Source organism: Peribacillus sp. NPDC097895 (genome assembly GCF_050277555.1).
GTDB lineage: Bacteria > Bacillota > Bacilli > Bacillales > DSM-1321 > Peribacillus.
Genome location: NZ_JBNNSH010000001.1, coordinates 1,118,665 through 1,138,300 on the forward strand (window position 1 = coordinate 1,118,665; position 19,636 = coordinate 1,138,300).

General features: G+C 40.1%; 18 protein-coding genes. 17 read left to right on the top strand and 1 reads right to left on the bottom strand.

Features of this window, described 5'->3' with window-relative positions; translation table 11 throughout:
• The first annotated feature begins 19 nt into the window (after positions 1-19).
• The 10 genes from ACQKMH_RS05375 to fni all read left to right on the top strand — a co-directional run bounded on the left by ACQKMH_RS05375 (position 20) and on the right by fni (position 9,071).
• Entirely contained in the window at positions 20-985 is a 966-nt protein-coding gene (locus ACQKMH_RS05375) for an asparaginase (RefSeq protein ID WP_427586399.1), read from the top strand.
• A 97-nt stretch (positions 986-1,082) separates the two neighbouring features.
• Positions 1,083-1,769 carry a glutamic-type intramembrane protease PrsW gene (gene prsW / locus ACQKMH_RS05380; RefSeq protein ID WP_427586400.1) on the top strand — a complete coding sequence of 229 codons (687 nt, stop codon included), beginning with the start codon at positions 1,083-1,085 and terminating at the stop codon, positions 1,767-1,769.
• A 124-nt stretch (positions 1,770-1,893) separates the two neighbouring features.
• Positions 1,894-2,745: a spore cortex-lytic enzyme gene (gene sleB / locus ACQKMH_RS05385; protein WP_427586401.1), complete on the top strand. Its 852-nt coding sequence runs from the start codon at positions 1,894-1,896 to the stop codon at positions 2,743-2,745.
• 14 nt (positions 2,746-2,759) lie between these two features.
• On the top strand, positions 2,760-4,115 hold the full coding sequence (gene ypeB, locus ACQKMH_RS05390) for a germination protein YpeB (protein ID WP_427586402.1): 1,356 nt from the start codon (positions 2,760-2,762) through the stop codon (positions 4,113-4,115).
• A gap of 166 nt (positions 4,116-4,281) precedes the next feature.
• Positions 4,282-4,941, top strand: a complete 660-nt coding sequence (locus tag ACQKMH_RS05395; RefSeq protein ID WP_427586403.1) for a flagellar brake protein — start codon at positions 4,282-4,284, stop codon at positions 4,939-4,941.
• Positions 4,942-5,008: 67 nt separating this feature from the next.
• Positions 5,009-5,194, top strand: a complete 186-nt coding sequence (locus ACQKMH_RS05400) for a YpfB family protein (RefSeq protein ID WP_230156946.1) — start codon at positions 5,009-5,011, stop codon at positions 5,192-5,194.
• 194 nt (positions 5,195-5,388) lie between these two features.
• Positions 5,389-6,063: a (d)CMP kinase gene (gene cmk, locus ACQKMH_RS05405; RefSeq protein WP_230156947.1), complete on the top strand. Its 675-nt coding sequence runs from the start codon at positions 5,389-5,391 to the stop codon at positions 6,061-6,063.
• On the top strand, positions 6,060-6,647 hold the full coding sequence (locus ACQKMH_RS05410) for a lysophospholipid acyltransferase family protein (RefSeq protein WP_427586404.1): 588 nt from the start codon (positions 6,060-6,062) through the stop codon (positions 6,645-6,647). The genes cmk and ACQKMH_RS05410 overlap by 4 nt, the downstream gene beginning before the upstream one ends.
• Positions 6,648-6,863: 216 nt before the next feature.
• Entirely contained in the window at positions 6,864-8,003 is a 1,140-nt protein-coding gene (gene rpsA / locus ACQKMH_RS05415; protein ID WP_427586405.1) for a 30S ribosomal protein S1, read from the top strand.
• A 21-nt stretch (positions 8,004-8,024) separates the two neighbouring features.
• A complete protein-coding gene (gene fni, locus ACQKMH_RS05420) occupies positions 8,025-9,071 on the top strand; it encodes a type 2 isopentenyl-diphosphate Delta-isomerase (RefSeq protein WP_427586406.1) in 1,047 nt (348 codons plus the stop codon).
• Positions 9,072-9,136: 65 nt separating this feature from the next.
• Here fni and ACQKMH_RS05425 read toward each other — a convergent pair whose 3' ends face one another.
• Positions 9,137-9,268 (bottom strand): YpzI family protein, encoded by a 132-nt coding sequence (locus ACQKMH_RS05425; protein ID WP_427586407.1) that lies wholly within the window; start codon positions 9,266-9,268, stop codon positions 9,137-9,139.
• A 133-nt stretch (positions 9,269-9,401) separates the two neighbouring features.
• Here ACQKMH_RS05425 and ACQKMH_RS05430 point away from each other — a divergent pair, with 133 nt between their 5' ends.
• From ACQKMH_RS05430 to ACQKMH_RS05460, 7 genes are all read left to right on the top strand, one after another.
• Positions 9,402-10,022 (top strand): YphA family membrane protein, encoded by a 621-nt coding sequence (locus tag ACQKMH_RS05430; RefSeq protein WP_427586408.1) that lies wholly within the window; start codon positions 9,402-9,404, stop codon positions 10,020-10,022.
• 507 nt (positions 10,023-10,529) lie between these two features.
• Positions 10,530-11,840: a ribosome biogenesis GTPase Der gene (gene der / locus ACQKMH_RS05435; RefSeq protein WP_230156953.1), complete on the top strand. Its 1,311-nt coding sequence runs from the start codon at positions 10,530-10,532 to the stop codon at positions 11,838-11,840.
• 17 nt (positions 11,841-11,857) lie between these two features.
• Positions 11,858-12,910, top strand: a complete 1,053-nt coding sequence (locus tag ACQKMH_RS05440; protein WP_427586409.1) for an NAD(P)H-dependent glycerol-3-phosphate dehydrogenase — start codon at positions 11,858-11,860, stop codon at positions 12,908-12,910.
• 399 nt (positions 12,911-13,309) lie between these two features.
• A complete protein-coding gene (locus ACQKMH_RS05445) occupies positions 13,310-14,647 on the top strand; it encodes an APC family permease (RefSeq protein ID WP_427586410.1) in 1,338 nt (445 codons plus the stop codon).
• A gap of 112 nt (positions 14,648-14,759) precedes the next feature.
• The gene (locus tag ACQKMH_RS05450; RefSeq protein ID WP_427586411.1) at positions 14,760-14,918 is read left to right on the top strand and encodes a hypothetical protein; all 159 of its coding nucleotides are present in this window, start codon (positions 14,760-14,762) and stop codon (positions 14,916-14,918) included.
• A gap of 605 nt (positions 14,919-15,523) precedes the next feature.
• Positions 15,524-17,629: a sigma 54-interacting transcriptional regulator gene (locus ACQKMH_RS05455; RefSeq protein WP_427586412.1), complete on the top strand. Its 2,106-nt coding sequence runs from the start codon at positions 15,524-15,526 to the stop codon at positions 17,627-17,629.
• A 299-nt stretch (positions 17,630-17,928) separates the two neighbouring features.
• Positions 17,929-19,299: a putrescine aminotransferase gene (locus ACQKMH_RS05460; protein WP_427586413.1), complete on the top strand. Its 1,371-nt coding sequence runs from the start codon at positions 17,929-17,931 to the stop codon at positions 19,297-19,299.
• Positions 19,300-19,636 lie beyond the last annotated feature (337 nt).

A 19,636-nucleotide genomic window follows, 5' to 3' on the forward strand; every position in this document is an offset into this window, starting at 1 on the left:
AAAAGGGAGCTGAAAGAGTATGGACAAAATATCATTAATAACGACAGGCGGGACTATTGCCAGTAAAGAAACTACAAATGGAATGTTGGCTTCAGGTGCGTTGAGTGGGCAGGAGTTGGCATCCATTTGCGAATTACCCAACGATATTGAGGTTAAAGTGGTTGATCTTTTCCAAATCTCAAGCATGTCCATGTCATTTGGGAAAATGGAACAGCTGAAACTAGCCATAAAAAAGGAATTGGAAGACCCGGAAGTTACCGGGATTGTCGTGACCCACGGTACCGATACACTTGAGGAAACGGCTTATTTCCTTGATGTCACGAATAGAGATCAACGACCAATCGTTTTAACAGGATCCCAGCGGTCTCCTAAAGAGGTGGGAACCGATGTATATTCGAACCTAAGGAATTCGATATTATGTGCTGCGAGTGACCTTCTCAAGGATGTTGGTGTGGTTGTCGTTTTTAATGAGCGCATTTATTCAGCAAAGTATGTAAAAAAAGTGCATGCTTCCAATTTGCAAGGATTCGAATCTTTCGGCTATGGATATCTGGGGATCATTGATAATGATGTCGTCAGCATCTATCAAAAACCTTTACATAGGGAGTTCTATGATATCCAGAATCGCATCCCCAGAGTGGATATCATCAAGTGCCATACAGGCGCCGATGGCCTCTTTATAGAGGCTGCTGTTAAAAACGGTGCGAAAGGCATCGTCCTCGAAGGTGTAGGAAGGGGACAAGTTACGCCTGAAATGGTAACTTCCATACAAAATGCAATCGATAATGGCATAACAATCGTCATGACAACAAGTGCAGAAGAAGGAAAAGTTTACCCGGCATATGATTATGTAGGCAGCGCATTTGATTTAAAACAGCGCGGCGTGATATTAGGTGCTGATTATGACAGCAAGAAGGCTAGAATAAAGTTAGCTGTCGTGCTGGCAAGCGAAAACTCTGTAGATGAAACCTTCTTTAAGTACTGACGGATTAAATAAATGTTGGAAGACTTGATTCTTGGATTTAGTTTTTCTGCATTCCATGGTACGATTAAGGAAAAGAAGAGGAAAAGAGGGTCAGCTAATGCTGGTCATGTTGTCAGCGGCTATTGCGCCAGGGTTGGCGCTACTTAGCTATTTCTATTTGAAAGATCAATATGAAACAGAACCGATATCGGTTGTTATCAAAACATTTTTATTCGGTGTCTTTCTTGTTTTGCCGATTATGTTCATACAGTATGTGCTCGAAACGGAACATATCTTGAATACAGACTTAGCTAATGCATTTTTATGGGCAGCACTGCTTGAGGAATTCTTCAAGTGGTTCATACTCATATATGTTATTTATCAGCATGTAGCCTTTGATGAGCCATATGATGGTATCGTTTACGGAGCAGCAGTCTCACTTGGATTCGCTACGTTGGAGAATATTTTGTACTTACTTGCAAACGGCGTGGAACATGCCTTTGTCAGGGCGGTTCTCCCTGTATCCAGTCACGCTTTATTCGGGGTGATCATGGGGTATTATTTGGGCAAGGCGAAATTTTCAGCTACCAATAATAGGTTCTATTTATTATTGGCACTGATCATACCAATTTCGTTACATGGTGTATATGACTATATTTTAGTTTCTCAAAAATTTTGGGTGTACTTTATTATGCCATTTATGATTTACCTATGGTGGTTAGGGATGAAAAAGGTGAAAAAAGCACGTTTGATGTCTGATTTTCACGCTGAAAAACTTTCTCAAAATCATTTTATTAGCAAATGATGAATAATGAAAAACGGAGTGTTGGCATATTTTGCCCGCTCCGTTTTTTTATGGTTTGGAATAAAAAAGCCAGTTAAGAAGAAAATAGAATTACATTAATTCAAGAAAAAGAGGAGTGTTTTTGATGAAAGGAATTTCGTCAAAATGGAAATGGCTTTTGCTGTTTTCGTGTTTAACTATTTGTTTCGGAATTTACCCGGAAACAAGGACAAATGCCTTTTCGAGCCAGGTCATTCAAAAAGGTGCGGTTGGGGATGATGTAATTGAACTGCAGGCACGCCTGCAAAATATCGGTTACTATAATGGAAAGATTGATGGAGTCTATGGATGGGGCACTTATTGGGCACTTCGAAACTTTCAACAAGATTTCGGGCTTCCAATCGATGGTTTGGCAGGGACTACAACAAAACAGAAGTTGGCGAATGCCTCTAATTTCAATAGTGCATTCGTTCACGAACAGATTAATAAAGGGAACGAGTTCACCTATTATGGGGGAGTCGATATTGAAAAACAGGTAAAAGTGAAAGGAAATGCAAATACACCCAAGTCTGGAGGGGCCAATGATAAATCCGGAAATGCCCCTTCCAAAACAACAACAGCGGCCAATCTTCCAGGAGGATATTCTCAAAACGATATACAGCTTATGGCCAATGCCGTTTATGGAGAGTCGCGTGGGGAGCCATATACAGGTCAGGTTGCTGTTGCGGCGGTCATTTTAAACAGGGTGGAAAGTGCAGCTTTCCCGAATACCATTTCGGGAGTGATCTTCGAACCTGGAGCCTTTACGGCAGTTGCGGATGGCCAGATATGGCTTACCCCGAACGAACGGGCAAAAGAAGCGGTCGTGGATGCTATCAATGGATGGGATCCGAGTGGAAATGCCGAGTATTACTTTAATCCCGAAACGGCTACAAGCAAATGGATTTGGTCTAGACCGCAAATCAAAAAAATCGGAAAACATATCTTTTGTAAGTAAAGAGGTGAAGGAAAATGATCAGGAATATAGTGATTGCCCTGCTTGTTGTAGTTGTTGCAGGAACTGCATTCTGGGGCTATCAAGAACATAAGGAAAAAAATGCTGTATTGATCAATGCGGAAAACACATATCAGAGAGCCTTTCATGATTTAAGCTATCAAGTAGATTTATTGCATGATAAAGTCGGCAGCACGTTGGCGATGAATTCAAGATATTCATTAAGTCCAGCTTTAACAGATGTTTGGCGTATCACTTCCGAAGCCCAAAGTGATGTCGGGCAGTTGCCATTAACCCTGCTTCCTTTTAATAAAACAGAAGAATTTTTAGCGAAAATTGCGGACTTCAGTTATAAAACAGCCGTACGCGATCTTGATAAAGAACCATTGAATGATCAGGAATATTCGACTTTACAATCCCTATATACACAGGCAAGTGACATCCAGGGCGAGTTAAGAAAGGTGCAATATCTAGTCCTTAAAAACAATTTAAGATGGATGGATGTCGAAATGGCTTTAGCATCTGGAAAAGAAAATTCAGATAACACGATCATTGACGGCTTAAAAGTGGTGGAGAAAAAAGTATCGGGGTATGGGGAAACAAACGAAATGAATCCGACCTTTACTTCTACCCAACAGAGGGATGAAAACTTCAAAAATTTGCAAGGTAAGACCATTACTAAAGAAGAAGCCATTGCGACAGCGAAAAGCTATGTACATTCAAAAAGCGGGAATTTGAAGGTGAATGTTGAAGAAAACGGTAAAGGTTCCGATTATGGATTTTATAGTGTGAGCATCCTTGATAAGGATTCCGATACCGAATTGAATATGGATTTGACAAAAAAAGGCGGTTACCCCATTTGGTATATCAATAATAGGGACGTGAACAAAACAAATATTGATTTGAATCAAGCCTATACGAAAGCCGAAGCCTTTTTAAAAGAACATGATTTCAGTTCTCTGGAATTATTTGAAAGTGCACAGTACGATAACATCGCTTTACTGAATTTCGTTACATCTGAAAATGGAGTCAAGATTTATCCTGATTCAGTCAAGGTTAAAATTGGATTGGATGACGGATCTGTTGTGGGGTTCTCGGCAGACGAGTATTTAAAATCACATAAAACAAGGGAAATAGAAAGTCCGAGCATATCGGAGAAAGAAGCTAGAGATAAAATCAACTTAAATGTAAAAATAATGGAAAGTGGAAAGGCATTAATCATTAATGATATTGGCGAAGAAGTTCTTTGTTATGAATTTCTGGGTACTATTAAAGAAGATACATACCGTATTTTCATTAATGCCGACACTGGTCAAGAAGAAAAAGTGGAAAAATTAAAGAATTCCGAACCGGTATACGAAAATTTAATCTAGACGGATAGGATGATTCATTCAAAATGGGGAAATGTGCCTAGTCACTTTCCCTTTTTCTTATTTCATGACATAATAATATAAAAGATTTTTGGATTATATGGGAAATTAATAGGTAATATAGTGTTGTTTCCTTCATTACTGGCTACCAAAAAGGATGTGGTTCAAGATGTTTAAAATTGGTGATATTTTAATGCTCGAACAGAAATACTCCTCCCGGAAGGAAAAGTTCAAATGTATGGTTGTCGAAATGGAGCCGGGATGTGTTTATATAGACTTTCCCATCAATTTAGAGACTGGAAAAATTGCATTCCTGATGGACGGGACACAGTTGAACGTCACATTTTCAAACGAAGATCAGGCAGTATATGTATTTGATTCTGAAGTGCTCGGAAAAGTGAAGGGGAGAATACCAATGATACAATTAATGCTGCCTGATACAGGTACATTTGTGAAAATTCAAAGGAGGCAGTACGTTCGCCTGGATGTAACGCTTGATGCAGCCATCCACCCAGAACATTCCGAGTTTACTCCTTTTCGCGCATTAACGGAGGATATCAGTGCAGGGGGAGCTTCTATAAGGCTTTTAAAAGGCGCAAATATACAATCGGCTTCACAATTATTTCTGTGGATGGCCCTAACACTGAAATCCGGGGAGATCCATTATTTACGTTTAAGAAGCAAAGTCATTCGTGTAACGGAGAAAGAACATGAAAATAAGCTTCTACACGTCCAGTTTATTGAACCGACAAAAAGTGATGTACAAATATTAATGAGATTTATTTTTGAAAAACAAGTGGATTTAAAGAAAAAAGGGTTGTATGTTTGACAGGATTGAATGAAAAACAGTGATTCCATCCATACTGCTAATATAATCAGTATGGAAGGAGCGGCATATGAAAACATTTGAAAGACTTTTAATTAAAGTGATCATCATCCAGCTGGCCTGCTTATTCTTTTTTCAGTTCCTTTTGAGCAGGGAGGACCAAATCATTGATTTGACCAAGCTCTCGAAGTATGAAGGGGTAACTAGCAATAATTATACGAAAATCATTGAAACATTCAATGGGACCTCAAAATGAAAGCGGTGTTCCGCTTTTTTTTTGTATGAAGATCTTCAATAAAGGAAAACTATTGATGGTCATATAAAATCAAAAGATGAACAAAGGTGTTTTTGTATGTACACGTCCCTTTTATTAATGATTTTCCTGCTAGTTGTGATAAAATGAAAGGGTAATAAATAATCAGCATGATTGTAGGATTCTTGGGAGGATTTATGGAAAAAAAATTATCAGTTGCAATCGATGGACCAGCTGCTGCTGGAAAAAGCACGGTTGCTAAAATTGTTGCAGAAAAGTTCAATTACATATATGTGGATACAGGAGCAATGTATAGGGCCCTTACCTATAAGGCCATCAATCAACAGATTCGTCTGAATGATGAACAAGCACTATTTGAAGTTCTCATCAATACAGAAATCGAATTAAGACCGAGTGAAAAGGGGCAGTTGGTGTTCTTGGATCATGAGGACGTGACAGCCCAAATTAGAAACAATGAAGTGACTGGTTCTGTATCGGAAGTGGCAAAGCACAGAAGCATCCGGGAAGAAATGGTGCGCAGGCAGCAGATATTTGGTGAAAATGGTGGAGTCGTCATGGATGGCAGGGATATCGGTACACATGTTTTGCCGAATGCCGAGGTAAAAGTATTTCTAATTGCATCTGTAGATGAAAGGGCACAGCGGAGACATCAGGAAAATATGTTAAAAGGTTTTCCATCCGATATCGAAAAGCTAAGGGAAGAAATTGCAACAAGGGACAAGCTGGATTCGGAACGCGAGGTATCGCCCCTGAAAAAGGCGGCAGATGCTATCGAAATTGATACGACTTCTTTATCGATTCAAGAGGTGGCAGAAAGCATCATGTCTTTAATAGAAGAGAGGAAAAGATGAAATTGGATTTTTACACATTTGGCAAAAACGTCGTAAAAGTCGTTTTAATGCCTGCGTATAGGGTCAAGACGCTCGGAAAGGAACATATCCCTAAAGAGGGCGGAGTATTGATCTGTGCCAATCACATTGATAATTTGGATCCGCCTGTAGTTGGCATGACATCTCCAAGGGACATTCATTTCATGGCGAAGGAAGAGCTGTTTCAAGCACCTGTTTTAAAGGGGATATTACCCAGAGTGAATGCTTTTCCCGTCAAGCGGGGCAATAGCGATCGTGAATCCCTTAGAAAAGGTTTAAAGCTTTTGAAGGAAGGTAAGGCACTTGGGCTGTTTCCCGAGGGAACCAGAAGTAAGACAGGTGAATTGGGAGAGGGGATGGCTGGTGCAGGTTTTTTCGCTTTGCGATCTGATGCCGTAATCATCCCTTGTGCAATCATCGGCCCATATAAGTTATTGCGTCCTTTAAAGGTGGTGTATGGTCCTCCCATACATTTTGCCGAGTACCGTGAACAGAAAATTTCAGCCGATGAAGCAACCAAAATCATTATGGACGAGATTGGGAAATTGATTTCCCAGCATAAATAGTCATTCATACTTGACAATTTTCTGGTTTTGTTAGAATTTATAAAATAGGGGTATTGTTCCTTATAGGGAATGAAAAGGAATATAACCTTATTACTCTAAAAAAAAACCGTTTTTATCTTTATTAGGAAAGTGTTTTTATTGAACCACTTTAAATAAAATATGTGGCCGATGAAGAGGAAGTTTGCTGATCAGTCATGGGTTAAGGAGGAGTTAGTAATGACAGAAGATATGAACCAGGTAGAAGTGAACAATTACAAAGTTGGGGATCAAGTGAAAGCAACCGTTTCAAAGGTAGAAGAAAAACAGGTCATCGTCGATGTAGAAAACAGCAAGACTGATGGAATCATCCCTATCAGCGAGCTGTCGAGCCTTCATGTCGAAAAGGCGTCAGACGCCGTTTCGGAAGGTGATGTATTGGAGCTTGAGGTCATTAAAGTAGAAGAAGAAGCTCTCATTCTATCAAAACGCAAAATTGACGCGCTAAAAGCATGGGATGACCTAGAATTGAAATTTGAAAACGGAGACGTATTTGAGGCTGAGGTTAAAGATGTCGTCAAAGGCGGACTTGTTGTAGATCTAGGCGTACGTGGTTTTGTTCCGGCTTCTCTAGTAGAAGACTATTTCGTTGAAGACTTTTCTGATTACAAAAACAAAACTTTAACATTCAAGATCGTTGAACTTGAGAAAGACAAGAATCGCTTAATTCTCTCACATCGGGCAGTCGTCCAAGACCAAAAGGAAAAACAAAAAGCAAATGTTCTGGATAGGATTGAAAGCGGGCAAGTGCTAGAGGGTGTGGTCCAAAGGATTACCGATTTCGGTGCATTCGTCGATATTGGAGGCGTTGACGGTCTTGTCCACATATCCCAGCTTTCCCATCAGCATGTCGACAAGGCATCCGATGTCGTTTCCGAAGGGGATAAGGTACAGGTGAAGGTCCTTTCCATTGATCGTGATAATGAAAGGATTTCACTTTCCATTAAGGATACCCTTCCTGGGCCATGGGCAGGCATTGCGGAAAAGGCAGCAAAGGGTTCTACACAAGAGGGCATCGTTAAGCGCTTGGTTTCATTCGGAGCATTCGTGGAGATTTTCCCTGGGGTAGAAGGACTTGTCCATATTTCACAGATTTCGCACAAACACATTGCCACACCACAGGAAGTACTGAAAGAAGGCCAATCTGTCGAAGTGAAAGTACTGGATGTCAATGAAACGGAACAACGTTTATCCTTGAGCATTAAAGAACTTGAAGAACCACAATCCAATTACAACTCATCAGATTATGAACTTCCTGAAGAATCGAAGGGCTTTCAGTTAGGTGAAATGATTGGAGATCAATTGAAAAAACTAAAATAATAGATAATAATGGTGATAGCCTTGGAGAGAGAAAAACGAAAATTAGATCATATAGAATTTGCGCTAAAAACAGGTCAGCAGCATAAATCCGGACTAGAAGATATTTCGTTTATTCACCAAAGCTTACCAGGAATTTCTTTGAATAATGTGAACCTCACAGCAGAAGTTGGCGGACTTAAATTAAGTTCGCCAATTTTTATAAATGCCATGACCGGAGGCGGAGGCCTTGAAACCGAGAGATTGAATGGTGACCTTGCCATTGCTGCACGGGAAACAGGAATCGCCATGGCGGTCGGATCACAGATGGCAGCAATCAAGGATCCTAGACAGCAGGCATCTTTTAAAGTGGTAAGACAGGAGAACCCTGATGGGGTGCTGATTGGTAATCTCGGTGGTGAAGCAACTGTAGACCAAGCAAAACGAGCGCACGAGATGATTGGGGCGAATGCCTTGCAGATTCATGTCAACGTCATTCAAGAGTTGACGATGCCGGAAGGAGATAGGAATTTTGCGGGTACCCTTTCTAGAATAGAAAAAATCAACAGAAGTATCGGAATACCTGTCATTGTTAAAGAGGTAGGATTTGGGATGAGTATGGAAACGGTGCAACAATTACGTTCTGTTGGTGTTTCAATCATTGATGTAGGTGGGTTTGGCGGAACAAATTTTGCTAAGATTGAAAATGAAAGGCGAGCAAAAGTACTCGGATATTTTAATGAATGGGGCATTCCGACAGCTGCTTCCATCGTGGAAGCTGTTAATGTTTCACCAGAGATTTCAGTCATTGGATCGGGTGGTATTCAAAACCCTCTGGAAATTTCAAAAGTCCTGGCTTTAGGAGCGAAAGGTGTCGGGTTAGCCGGTCATTTCCTAAAGTTGCATAAAGAATTGGGGCTGGTACAATTAATCAAAGAAATTAACTACATACATGAAGATTTAAAGATCATCATGACTGCACTTGGGTGCGGTAATATCTCAGAATTAAGGGAATCAAAAATTGTCATCACAGGCAAGACCTATCATTGGTTAACTCAAAGAGGCATTGATTGCTCGTCATATGCTAAATGAATCACTACAAAAGAAGCATCTCAATTGGAACATTCATTGAGATGCTTCTTTTTATTCACATAGATTCAGCTATTTCTTTTTCGTGCTTCTTCCGGGCTTTCCATTTTTGTTGCCCCTTTATAATCCAATGATTGGTCCCTATCGGACTCCACCCGTTTACTTTGTTTCAGTTTCTTCTCTTGCCGATCTTTGCCCATGTTTACACCTCCTTTATAAAATAAAGTAGGAACTGTTTTATGTATAAATATTGCAACACCGCATTAAAAGCCGTGCCTAACGTTTATTCTTTGTATAAACGAGCCATAATGTTTCCTAAAAGGGGGACGCAGCATGGATGGAATTTTGTTTTATTGGATGTCATGGATAGTTTGGGTCATTGTCATGTTTTTTATTCCAAAAACGGTTCCCTTTCGTTTTGATTTTCTTTTTCATCTATTAGCCGTAATGGTATTGGCGGGGTATAAACTGGAGGTATCCTTGCTTTCGGTGCAATTGAGCGGTCTATATCTATTGTTTATATTGTGTGTGTATATTAGGAAGCTATCCATCATCAAGTTGATGGAGCTGATTTGCGGCAGTCTAATAATCACACTCGCTTATGCCAGTTTTCAACTGTTTTCTTTGCTTGATCCGATATGGCTGATTATGAAACCTTCATATCTTATGTGTATCTTTCTGAATTATCTTATCCTATTACTTTTTAAAAATTGGAAACATCGATTGTTTGTGCTTTTAATTGGTTTGATAATGGGTGATATCATATATTCAGGTTTGCTTGTTTATCACTCTTTGCCTTATGCTGCCCTTACATACGCATGGCATGATGATGCAGTGCTGATATTGGGCTCGAATATACTGTGGAGAATATTAGAGCTTGTCGGCCAATACATATATTTATCATCTCAATCTAGGGTGATATCCAAACAAAGAAAAGAGAACTTTAATCAATGAGGTGAACTGTGAAAGGAAGGAAAATAAGTATGAGGTGTTGACCGCATTACCAAGAATGCTGCGGTCTAAAATGGAATCAATTGGAATGGGAAGGCTTTTATGCATACAATCATTGTTGATTGTTGAGAAATTTGTTACTATAGGATAGTTAGAGGTCTGTAGATAAATCGTAAAATGCTCTAAACAATTAAAAAGGAAGCAGTATGCCGAACGCTTTCTTCATTTTTTTGGGCTGTTATAATCACGTTTTAGCATGCTGAGGGTTCAGCTTCACGTCACCTAAAGGAACTGGGGAGTAAAGTGGACAAACTGCCTGTATTTACTTGATACGTTTAACTAAAACATCAGGGGGCTTCACTTGCTGATGGAAGTTTCCTATATATGATGATGGATACAGCCTTTTCCTTTAATAGGAAATAATGAAAATCAATAATGCAACGATAATAAATGCATTCATGGATTTCGTGACTTTGACAAAGATGATAGTAGCAGAAAGGGTGAATAGCAATGCCAAAACCGGTAATTGCGATAGTCGGTCGTCCGAACGTAGGAAAATCGACAATCTTTAATAGAATAGTGGGAGAACGGGTTTCGATTGTCGAAGACGTTCCTGGGGTAACACGTGACAGGATTTATAGTTCTGGTGAATGGTTAACACATGATTTTAACATAATTGATACAGGTGGAATTGATATCGGTGACGAACCATTCCTTGAACAAATTCGTCAGCAGGCTGAAATTGCGATCGACGAAGCTGATGTGATAATCTTTATGACGAATGGCCGTGAAGGAGTAACGGCTGCTGATGAAGAGGTCGCTAAGATTCTCTTTAAATCTAGGAAGCCTGTCGTTCTTGCGGTTAATAAAGTCGATAACCCAGAAATGAGAGATCAAATTTATGATTTCTATGCGTTGGGTTTTGGCGATCCATTCCCAATATCCGGATCTCACGGACTAGGTCTTGGTGACCTCCTGGATGAAGCAGCGAAACATTTCCCAAAATTCAGCGGTCAGGATTATGCTGATGATGTCATTAAATTCAGTTTGATTGGAAGACCGAACGTAGGTAAATCATCGCTGGTCAATGCATTGTTGGGAGAAGATCGTGTAATTGTAAGTGATATTGAAGGAACCACGCGCGATGCGATTGACTCTCCTTATAAATATAATGGTAAAGAGTATGTTATCATTGATACCGCTGGGATGCGGAAAAAAGGGAAAGTGTATGAAAGTACGGAAAAATATAGCGTACTACGTGCATTAAGGGCAATTGAACGTTCAGACGTTGTGCTTGTGGTCCTGAACGCTGAAGAAGGGATTCGGGAGCAGGATAAAAAAATTGCCGGATATGCCCATGAAGCGGGTAGGGCGGTCATCATCGTTGTCAATAAGTGGGATGCCATCGAGAAAGATGAAAAAACCATGAAGGATTTTGAAGAAAAGATTCGTGCCCATTTCCTATTCTTGGATTATGCGCCAATCATTTATCTTTCTGCCTTAACTAAAAAACGGACACACACATTAATACCAGTCATCGATCAGGCTAGTGAGAATCATGCTATCCGTGTTCAGACAAATGTATTGAATGAAGTGGTCATGGATGCCGTGGCGATGAATCCGACTCCGACTCATAATGGTAATCGATTAAAAATTTATTATACGACCCAGGTAGCGATCAAGCCGCCTACTTTCGTTGTATTCGTCAATGATCCGGAGTTATTGCATTTCTCATACGAGAGATTTTTAGAAAATAGAATCAGGGATGCCTTTGGTTTTGAAGGAACACCAATACGAATTTTTGGACGCCAAAGAAAATAGTAAAGGCGGGTTTTAGAATGGTGAAAGCAAAAGAGAGTATCGCAGTCATTGGTGCAGGGAGCTGGGGAACTGCTTTAGCAATGGTAATAGCAGATAACCAGCATGAAGTGAGATTATGGGGACATAATCCGAAACAAATTGATGAAATAAATCAAAATCATACGAATGAAAAATACTTGCCTGGAATTGAATTACCTTTGGGGATTAAAGGGTATTCTTCCATTGAGGAAGCATTGGTGGGTATTGAAACAATAATCTTGGCTGTCCCGACTAAAGCCTACCGGGAAGTTCTTGGACAGATTAAAGCGGCTCATGATAAACCATTGACAATCGTTCATGTGAGTAAGGGGATTGAACCAGATTCACTGCTTCGTATTTCTGAAATGATTGAAGAAGTTTCTTCCACTGATTGGCTTAAAGATATAGTGGTTCTTTCAGGACCAAGCCATGCAGAAGAAGTCAGTTTACGTCATCCAACTACAGTTGCCGTTTCTTCAAAAAATATGCAGGCGGCTGAAAAGGTTCAGGACATCTTTATCAACAATAGTTTCCGTGTGTATACAAATCCTGATTTGGTTGGTGTTGAAATCGGCGGTGCTTTAAAGAATATCATTGCCTTGGCTGCCGGTATTACCGATGGGTTAGGCTATGGCGATAATGCCAAGGCTGCTTTAATTACTCGAGGACTGGCTGAAATCTCACGCCTCGGAGTGGCCATGGGGGCTAACCCACTTACTTTTTCAGGATTAGCTGGGATTGGTGACTTAATCGTCACTTGTACAAGCGTTCATTCCCGAAATTGGAGAGCTGGGAATATGCTTGGTAAAGGGCAAAAACTAGAAGAAGTATTGGAAAACATGGGTATGGTGGTTGAAGGAGTCAGAACGACTAAAGCGGCTTATCAACTAGCTCAAAAGTATGAGGTGAATATGCCGATTACTGAAGCCTTGTACAACGTCTTATTCAATGGGAAAGAAGTGAAAGAGGCAGTTGACCTGTTGATGACCCGATCGAAAACGAATGAAATGGAAGAACTTTTTAACATATTGGATAGCAGACAGCAGGATTAATCTCGAATTAGTTGATTTAATAAAAGAATTTCATTAAATTAGGCATTCGATGATGCACCTTGCCATGTATCAGCATACAATGCAACGAAAGTAAACTAGTAATTTGACCTCGGCACGGGGGATTTAGTCAAATGAGCAGAAGATATCTTGATATCTTCTGCTTTTTTTTATGGGTAAAAATCATCGTGATCACTTTAAGCTGGCTTAAGCGTTATGAATATTTGAATAGGTTATTCAAGTTTGCATGAATCATTCGGCTTTATTCCTTATTTTTTGTTATATTTCGACTATTTTTTTTGGTATGAAAATTGCGGAGTGTATTGTATCCAGAAAATAAAAAAGGAAAGGCCTAAAAAATTGGTTCACATATTATCGGCTAAATTGAAAGGGGAATGATACATGCAAACAGGACAGCTGAAAAGATCTTTAAACTTATGGCAAATCGTGTTACTTGGTGTTGGATATATGACGCCCATGGTTGTTTTTGATACATTCGGGATTGTTTCTGAAAAAACAGGGGGACATGTACCAACAGCTTATGTCATTGCTCTAATGGCGATGTTGTTTACGGCAGCGAGCTATGGGAAAATGGTGAAAATTTATCCCCAGGCAGGTTCATCCTATACTTACACACAAAAAACGATCAATCCACATTTAGGCTTCCTTGTCGGATGGTCATCGATGCTTGATTACTTATTTTTACCAATGGTAAACGCCGTTTTAACAAAAATATACTTAACAGCTCTTTTTCCAGAAGTATCCCCGTGGATATGGGTGGTTGCATTTGTCCTATTAATGACTGGCATTAACTTATTCAATGTTAATTTTGCTGCCAACTTTAATAGTTTTCTCGTTTTTTTTCAAATGCTGGTCATCATTATTTTTGTTGCCCTTGTCGTTAAAGGGGTCATGAAGGGTGAAGGAACAGGAGCGGTCTTTTCGCTTCAGCCGTTCATCGGATCTCATATGGAAATGTCGACGCTCATAACAGGTGCTACAATCCTTTGTTTTTCTTTCTTGGGGTTTGACGCAGTCACTACATTATCGGAAGAAACACCAAACCCATCGAAAACGATTCCGCGGGCCATCTTTTTAACTGCCCTTATAGGAGGTGTTTTGTTTGTGACGGCAGCATTCTTTACACAATTATTTTTCCCTGATGTTTCCCGTTTTACTGATCCTGAAGCGGCTTCCCCGGAAATTGCACTTTTCGTAGGAGGGAAGTTATTTCAAGCCTTCTTTCTAGCTGGAACATTATGCGGCACACTTGCCTCCGGACTTGCGTCTCATGCTAGTGTATCGAGATTGTTATATGTCATGGGCCGTGACCAGATGATTCCGAAAAAACTTTTTGGCTTTGTTCACCCTAAATACAACACGCCATTTTTTAATGTCATCTTTGTCGGGATCATATCAATGATTGCCTTATTCCTTGATTTGGTTACGGCTGCTTCCCTCATAAATTTTGGGGCTTTGATTGCTTTTACTTTCGTGAATATTTGTGTGATTGTCCATGCAATAAGGAACAAAAGCTACCAAACGGTTAAAGGATTTCTTGTAAATATTCTGTCCCCGGTTATTGGAGGGGCATCCGTATTCATCCTTTGGCTTAATCTCGATATGAGCTCATTAATTCTGGGGGTTGTCTGGGCGGCTATTGGAATTGGTTATCTACTATATCGGACAAAATGGTTTACGGAATCCCCACCACTATTCCGTTTTGAAGAAGCTCAGTGAATCCACCCTAATCATGAACCGTAGGAGGTTATTAGCTGATAAGAAAATGAAGAGGTCGTTGACGCTCTTGCCCGCTGTTCTATTTGGTTTTTCGTTCATGGCGTAGGCTACGGTGTTCAGCACGTATGGAATCGCTGCAGAAGTGTCAAATGGATGGTTCCGGGAGCTTACTTACTGGCTTTATAGTTTACTGATTATTGTGATAGTTATCAATATGATGGGGGTGAAAATGGCTACGAAAGCGAATGCTGTCCCACCTTGCTTTTCATAGTCAGATTCATTGCTTTATCTATCCGTGAGATTTCTGATGGGGAAGGAACGGGAGCTCTTTTGAGCTTTCAGTCTTTCTATAATTCAAACGAGTCGATTTCATACATCGTTGTTCTCGTTCAGGGACTTTGATTCGGCAACAACGTTTGCCAAAGAACCGGTTAATCCTGTAAAACGCATTCCCCGTACAGTTTAAATCATCATGTTTATAGGTGGCATTTTGTCTATAGCTGTATCATACTTTTTCAAGCGCGTGTTGAATTAACCTTTATCGATGGAAAGCAGGTATGGTGCCGTAATGGTACTGTGGAGGCAAACCTATCTGTATAGTGAGGGCGAGGTGTCTAAAGACCAGCCTCCCATCTAAGGAAGTGGGTTTAAGCAGGGAATTAAATAGGAAAAGGTGAACGTCCTTTTGTAATGAAAAACAATCAATTTTAAGATTTTATTCTTGTCAAAAGGGTCCATTTGAGGACCCTTTTATTTTGGTTCAAATATAGGTAAATATTGGTTGTTGGTTAGAGTGAAGAGTTGCATGTTATTTTTTATCTCGCAATTTGGAATTGTGTTAAAATATAGGCTAGGTTACAAAAGGAGAGTGAAATTGTGTTATCCATTCCGGATGATAAAATTAGACCATTCATAACTATCATAATTGATCAGCCAACATTTTCAGAACAGAAAATTCATGAGATACAGGAACCCTTCTTCTTTCTTGTGAAAGAAAATCAAGTGTTTGCCTATATCCGCGTGGATGACCTCCCGTTAAATAAAAGAATAACAACAGTTGATCAGCTTTTACAGTATGCCTGCTCGATTGATAATGTCTGTAAATTGCCTCCAAACATTTCCATGCCACTCCTGTTTCAAATTATCGGCGAACCTATCGTACTGATAAAAACAGATGAAGGCCAGTTTACCGGCTATGTAAAAAGGGAAGATGTGTTAGCTGAATTATTCAAACAGGACAGCAAACAAAATATAGACCTGCTAAATGTCATTTTAACTTCCATTCCCATGGGGATTTTTGTGGCTGATAAAGAAAAAAATATTGTGAACTTCAACGAATCAGGATTGAAAATGATAAAGAAGCCTTCAGATCAGGTCCTAAATGAACCTGCTGCGACCATCTTCAATAAGCAGCATATACATAGCGTGTTTGCAAGCGGGGGCAGTATCCTTAATCAGCTGGAAATTACTGATATCATGAGTGTGCTAGTCGATTATAGCCCGATTCTAAACCACGCAAAAGAAGTGGAAGGCCTGATCATCATCGTTCAGGATTTACCGATGGTTGAGGAAATGGCTATGGAAATTGAATTGATAAAAAGTTCAAATAAAGACTTGAATGCCATCTTAGCGAATATCTATGATGAAATTCTGGTCGTTAATCAAAAGGGTGAACTGCTGCGCTATAGTGACAGGATCATTTCCGGATTCTGGGGAAAGGATCTAAAAGATTATATCGGAAAGAATCTCTTGCAACTAGAAGATGAAGGGATTTTTAATTCTTCGGTCACTCGATTAGTCCTTGAACAAAAAAAGAAAGTATCGATTGTCCAAGATACGAAAATGAACAAGAAAGTCCTATCCGTGGGGACCCCAGTATTCAATGAAAAAGGGGATATCGAGCGAATTGTCATTGCATCAAGGGATATAACGGAAACGACACAGTTGAAATCGGAATTAAATGAAATGAGGAAAGAACTTGATTCTTTCAAAAAACAAGATCAATTTTATAAAGAGTTGATTTTTGCCAGTCCTAAAATGGAGCAGATAATTAGCCAAGTCAAAAAAATCGCTCATTTTTCATCTACCGTGTTAATCAACGGGGAGTCGGGAGTAGGTAAAGAAGTGATAGCCGAAGCCATTCATAAAATGGGTAGGCGATCCAAGCTACCTTTCCTGAAGATAAATTGCGGGGCAATCCCGGAAAACCTCCTCGAAAGTGAATTGTTTGGATATACGAAGGGTTCATTTACCGGAGCAGATAAAAATGGGAAAATAGGGTATTTTCAACAGGCGAATAAGGGTGTTTTATTCCTTGATGAAGTGGGTGATATGCCTATACATCTGCAAGTGAAGCTGCTCCGTGTCCTTCAGGAACAGGAAGTGATTCCAATAGGCAGCACTACACCAATACCCATTGATGTTCAAATTGTAGCTGCCACGAATAAGAGTCTGGAAAAAATGGTCGAGAGGGGGACGTTTAGAGAAGATTTGTTCTATCGTTTGAACGTCATTCCCATACACGTACCCCCTTTAAGGGAAAGGCCGGAGGATATACCACCACTTGCTTTTCATTTTCTGCAAAAACTGAATGAACGGTATCAGCGGAATTACCACTTTTCACCTGATGCCTTGACTATACTGGAAGTCTACACATGGCCGGGAAACATTCGTGAATTGCAGAACATGATTGAAAGATTGGTTGTTTCAGCAGATGAAGAGACGATAGATGCTGACTTCATTCAAAGGTTCATTCCGGTCAGCAATGACTTTAAACAAACGAAACCAATCATTACGAGAATCCTTCCTCTTCAGGAAGCACAGGATCATGTCGAGGAGCAATTGATCATGCTTGCCATGAAACAATATAAAACTACGACCAAAGCGGCAAAGGCGCTGGGGATAAGCCAATCGTCCGTTAGCCGGAAGTATCAAAAAGTCCTGGCGGAACAGAGTAAGAGAATCGAAAAAAATGCATTTTGATTGAAAGCTGTTGACAAGTGATGATATTCACTTGTACAACGGCTTTTTTTTATGAGGGAATGGGTAAGTAGGGTCATGACATTTCAAGGGGAGTATGCAAATGAAACTAAAGCTATTCAAATTTGCATAGTTTTAGAGGGATTTATTAAAAAGGAATGTGATTTTATTGGTTAATTATCTTGGCATGCTTCTTGCTAGATATATAAGTATAAGAAAAAAGGGAGGTAAGCATTAAAGTTTAATCTAAAGCAATCTTAATTAACCATCCACTAAAGTTATAAAAAAAGGGAGAGTATAAAATGTCAATTAACGTAGAAAGTAAATCTCAAGCAAACCAATCAGCAACACAAGATTATATTAAAAAGGTGCTTCAATTAATCGAACAAAAAGAAATTTCAAAAGAAGATGCCCAATGGGTAACGAAAGAAACGGTCGAGAATTTCCGTAACCATGTAAACCCAGGGTTTTTGGAATATCGGAAGACGGTCACTAAAGACACACAATTTGCTGCGGTGGAGTGGTCTGATCAAGATTCCTGTTTTACGGACGTTAATGGAAAAAAATATATTGATTGTTTAGGTGGTTTCGGTATTTATAATGTTGGCCATCGTAACCCTAAAGTAGTAAAAGCAGTAACCGATCAATTGCAAAGACAAGCCCTTCATAGCCAAGATTTACTTGATCCATTGCGGGCCATGCTTGCAAAAATCCTAGCCGATATCACGCCGGGAGATTTAAAATACTCATTCTTTACGAACAGCGGTACGGAGAGCGTGGAGGCTGCGCTTAAGCTGGCTAAAATGTACAGTGACAAATACACGATTATTTCCACGACAAAATCATTCCATGGTAAAAGTCTTGGTTCCCTATCGGCAACTGCAAAGGGCATGTTCCGAAAACCGTTCATTCCACTGGTACCAGGTGTGCGTCATGTACCTTTCGGTGATGTGGATATGATGAGAAAAACGTTTGAAAGTTGTGCGTTGGTCGGTGAAGATGTTGCTGCAGTGCTGTTGGAGCCTATCCAAGGTGAAGGTGGGGTCATCCTCCCTCCGAAAGATTATTTAAAGCAGGTTCGAGCACTATGTGACGAATATGATGCGTTATTGATATTGGATGAGGTTCAAACAGGAATGGGACGTACAGGTAAAATGTTCGCATCCCAGTTATATGATGTTGTTCCGGACATTATTTGTTTAGCGAAAGCATTTGGCGGCGGAGTAATGCCTGCAGGAGCTGTTGTAGCCAACGAGAAAGTGTTTAAAAGCTGGTTCGACAATCCATTCATGCACACTACCACGTTTGGAGGAAATCCACTCGCTTGTGCTGCGGCCATTGCTACGATAGACGTACTTTTGGAAGAAAAATTACCGGAGCGTGCTGCAGAAGTTGGTGAATACTTCTTAAATGGGTTAAGGGAAGTGGCTGCTGAGCACAAAGATAAAGTTTTGGAGATTCGAGGCCAAGGATTGATGATTGGTATTGAGTTCCATAAGGACGAAGTGGGTTATGAATTTTCAAAAGCCCTCTTTGATAAAGGCATCTTGGTGGCAGGTACGCTTATAAATTCCAAAACAATCAGGATTGAGCCGTCATTGACTATTCATTTAGATGAAGTCGATGCAGTGATTAAAGCGTTTAAAGAGGTCTTGCCGACGCTTCAATCTTAATTTAAATAAGCAGAAAAGCAGCCTTTGGACTGTTTCAGACTGTAGACGAACTCGGTGAAAGTCGAGTTTGTCTACAGTTTTTTTGGTTATTTAAATTTGACCGTTGCCACGAGGCACTTGCTTTTCTCGAGCGGTCCGCCCTCGGCGCCTCGGGGTCTCCTTTGGACTTGCTTTTTCCGCAGGAGTCTCGTACACCGGTTCCAATCAATTTTGTTTTAGCAGGTAGATAGAACTTCTCTCCCTTCGTTTTTTGTTTATTGCAGTGGATGATGAGGAATGAATGTCAATCAAATGGCCAGCAGCATAGTCCTGAACATGGTGCATATCGGATGAATGT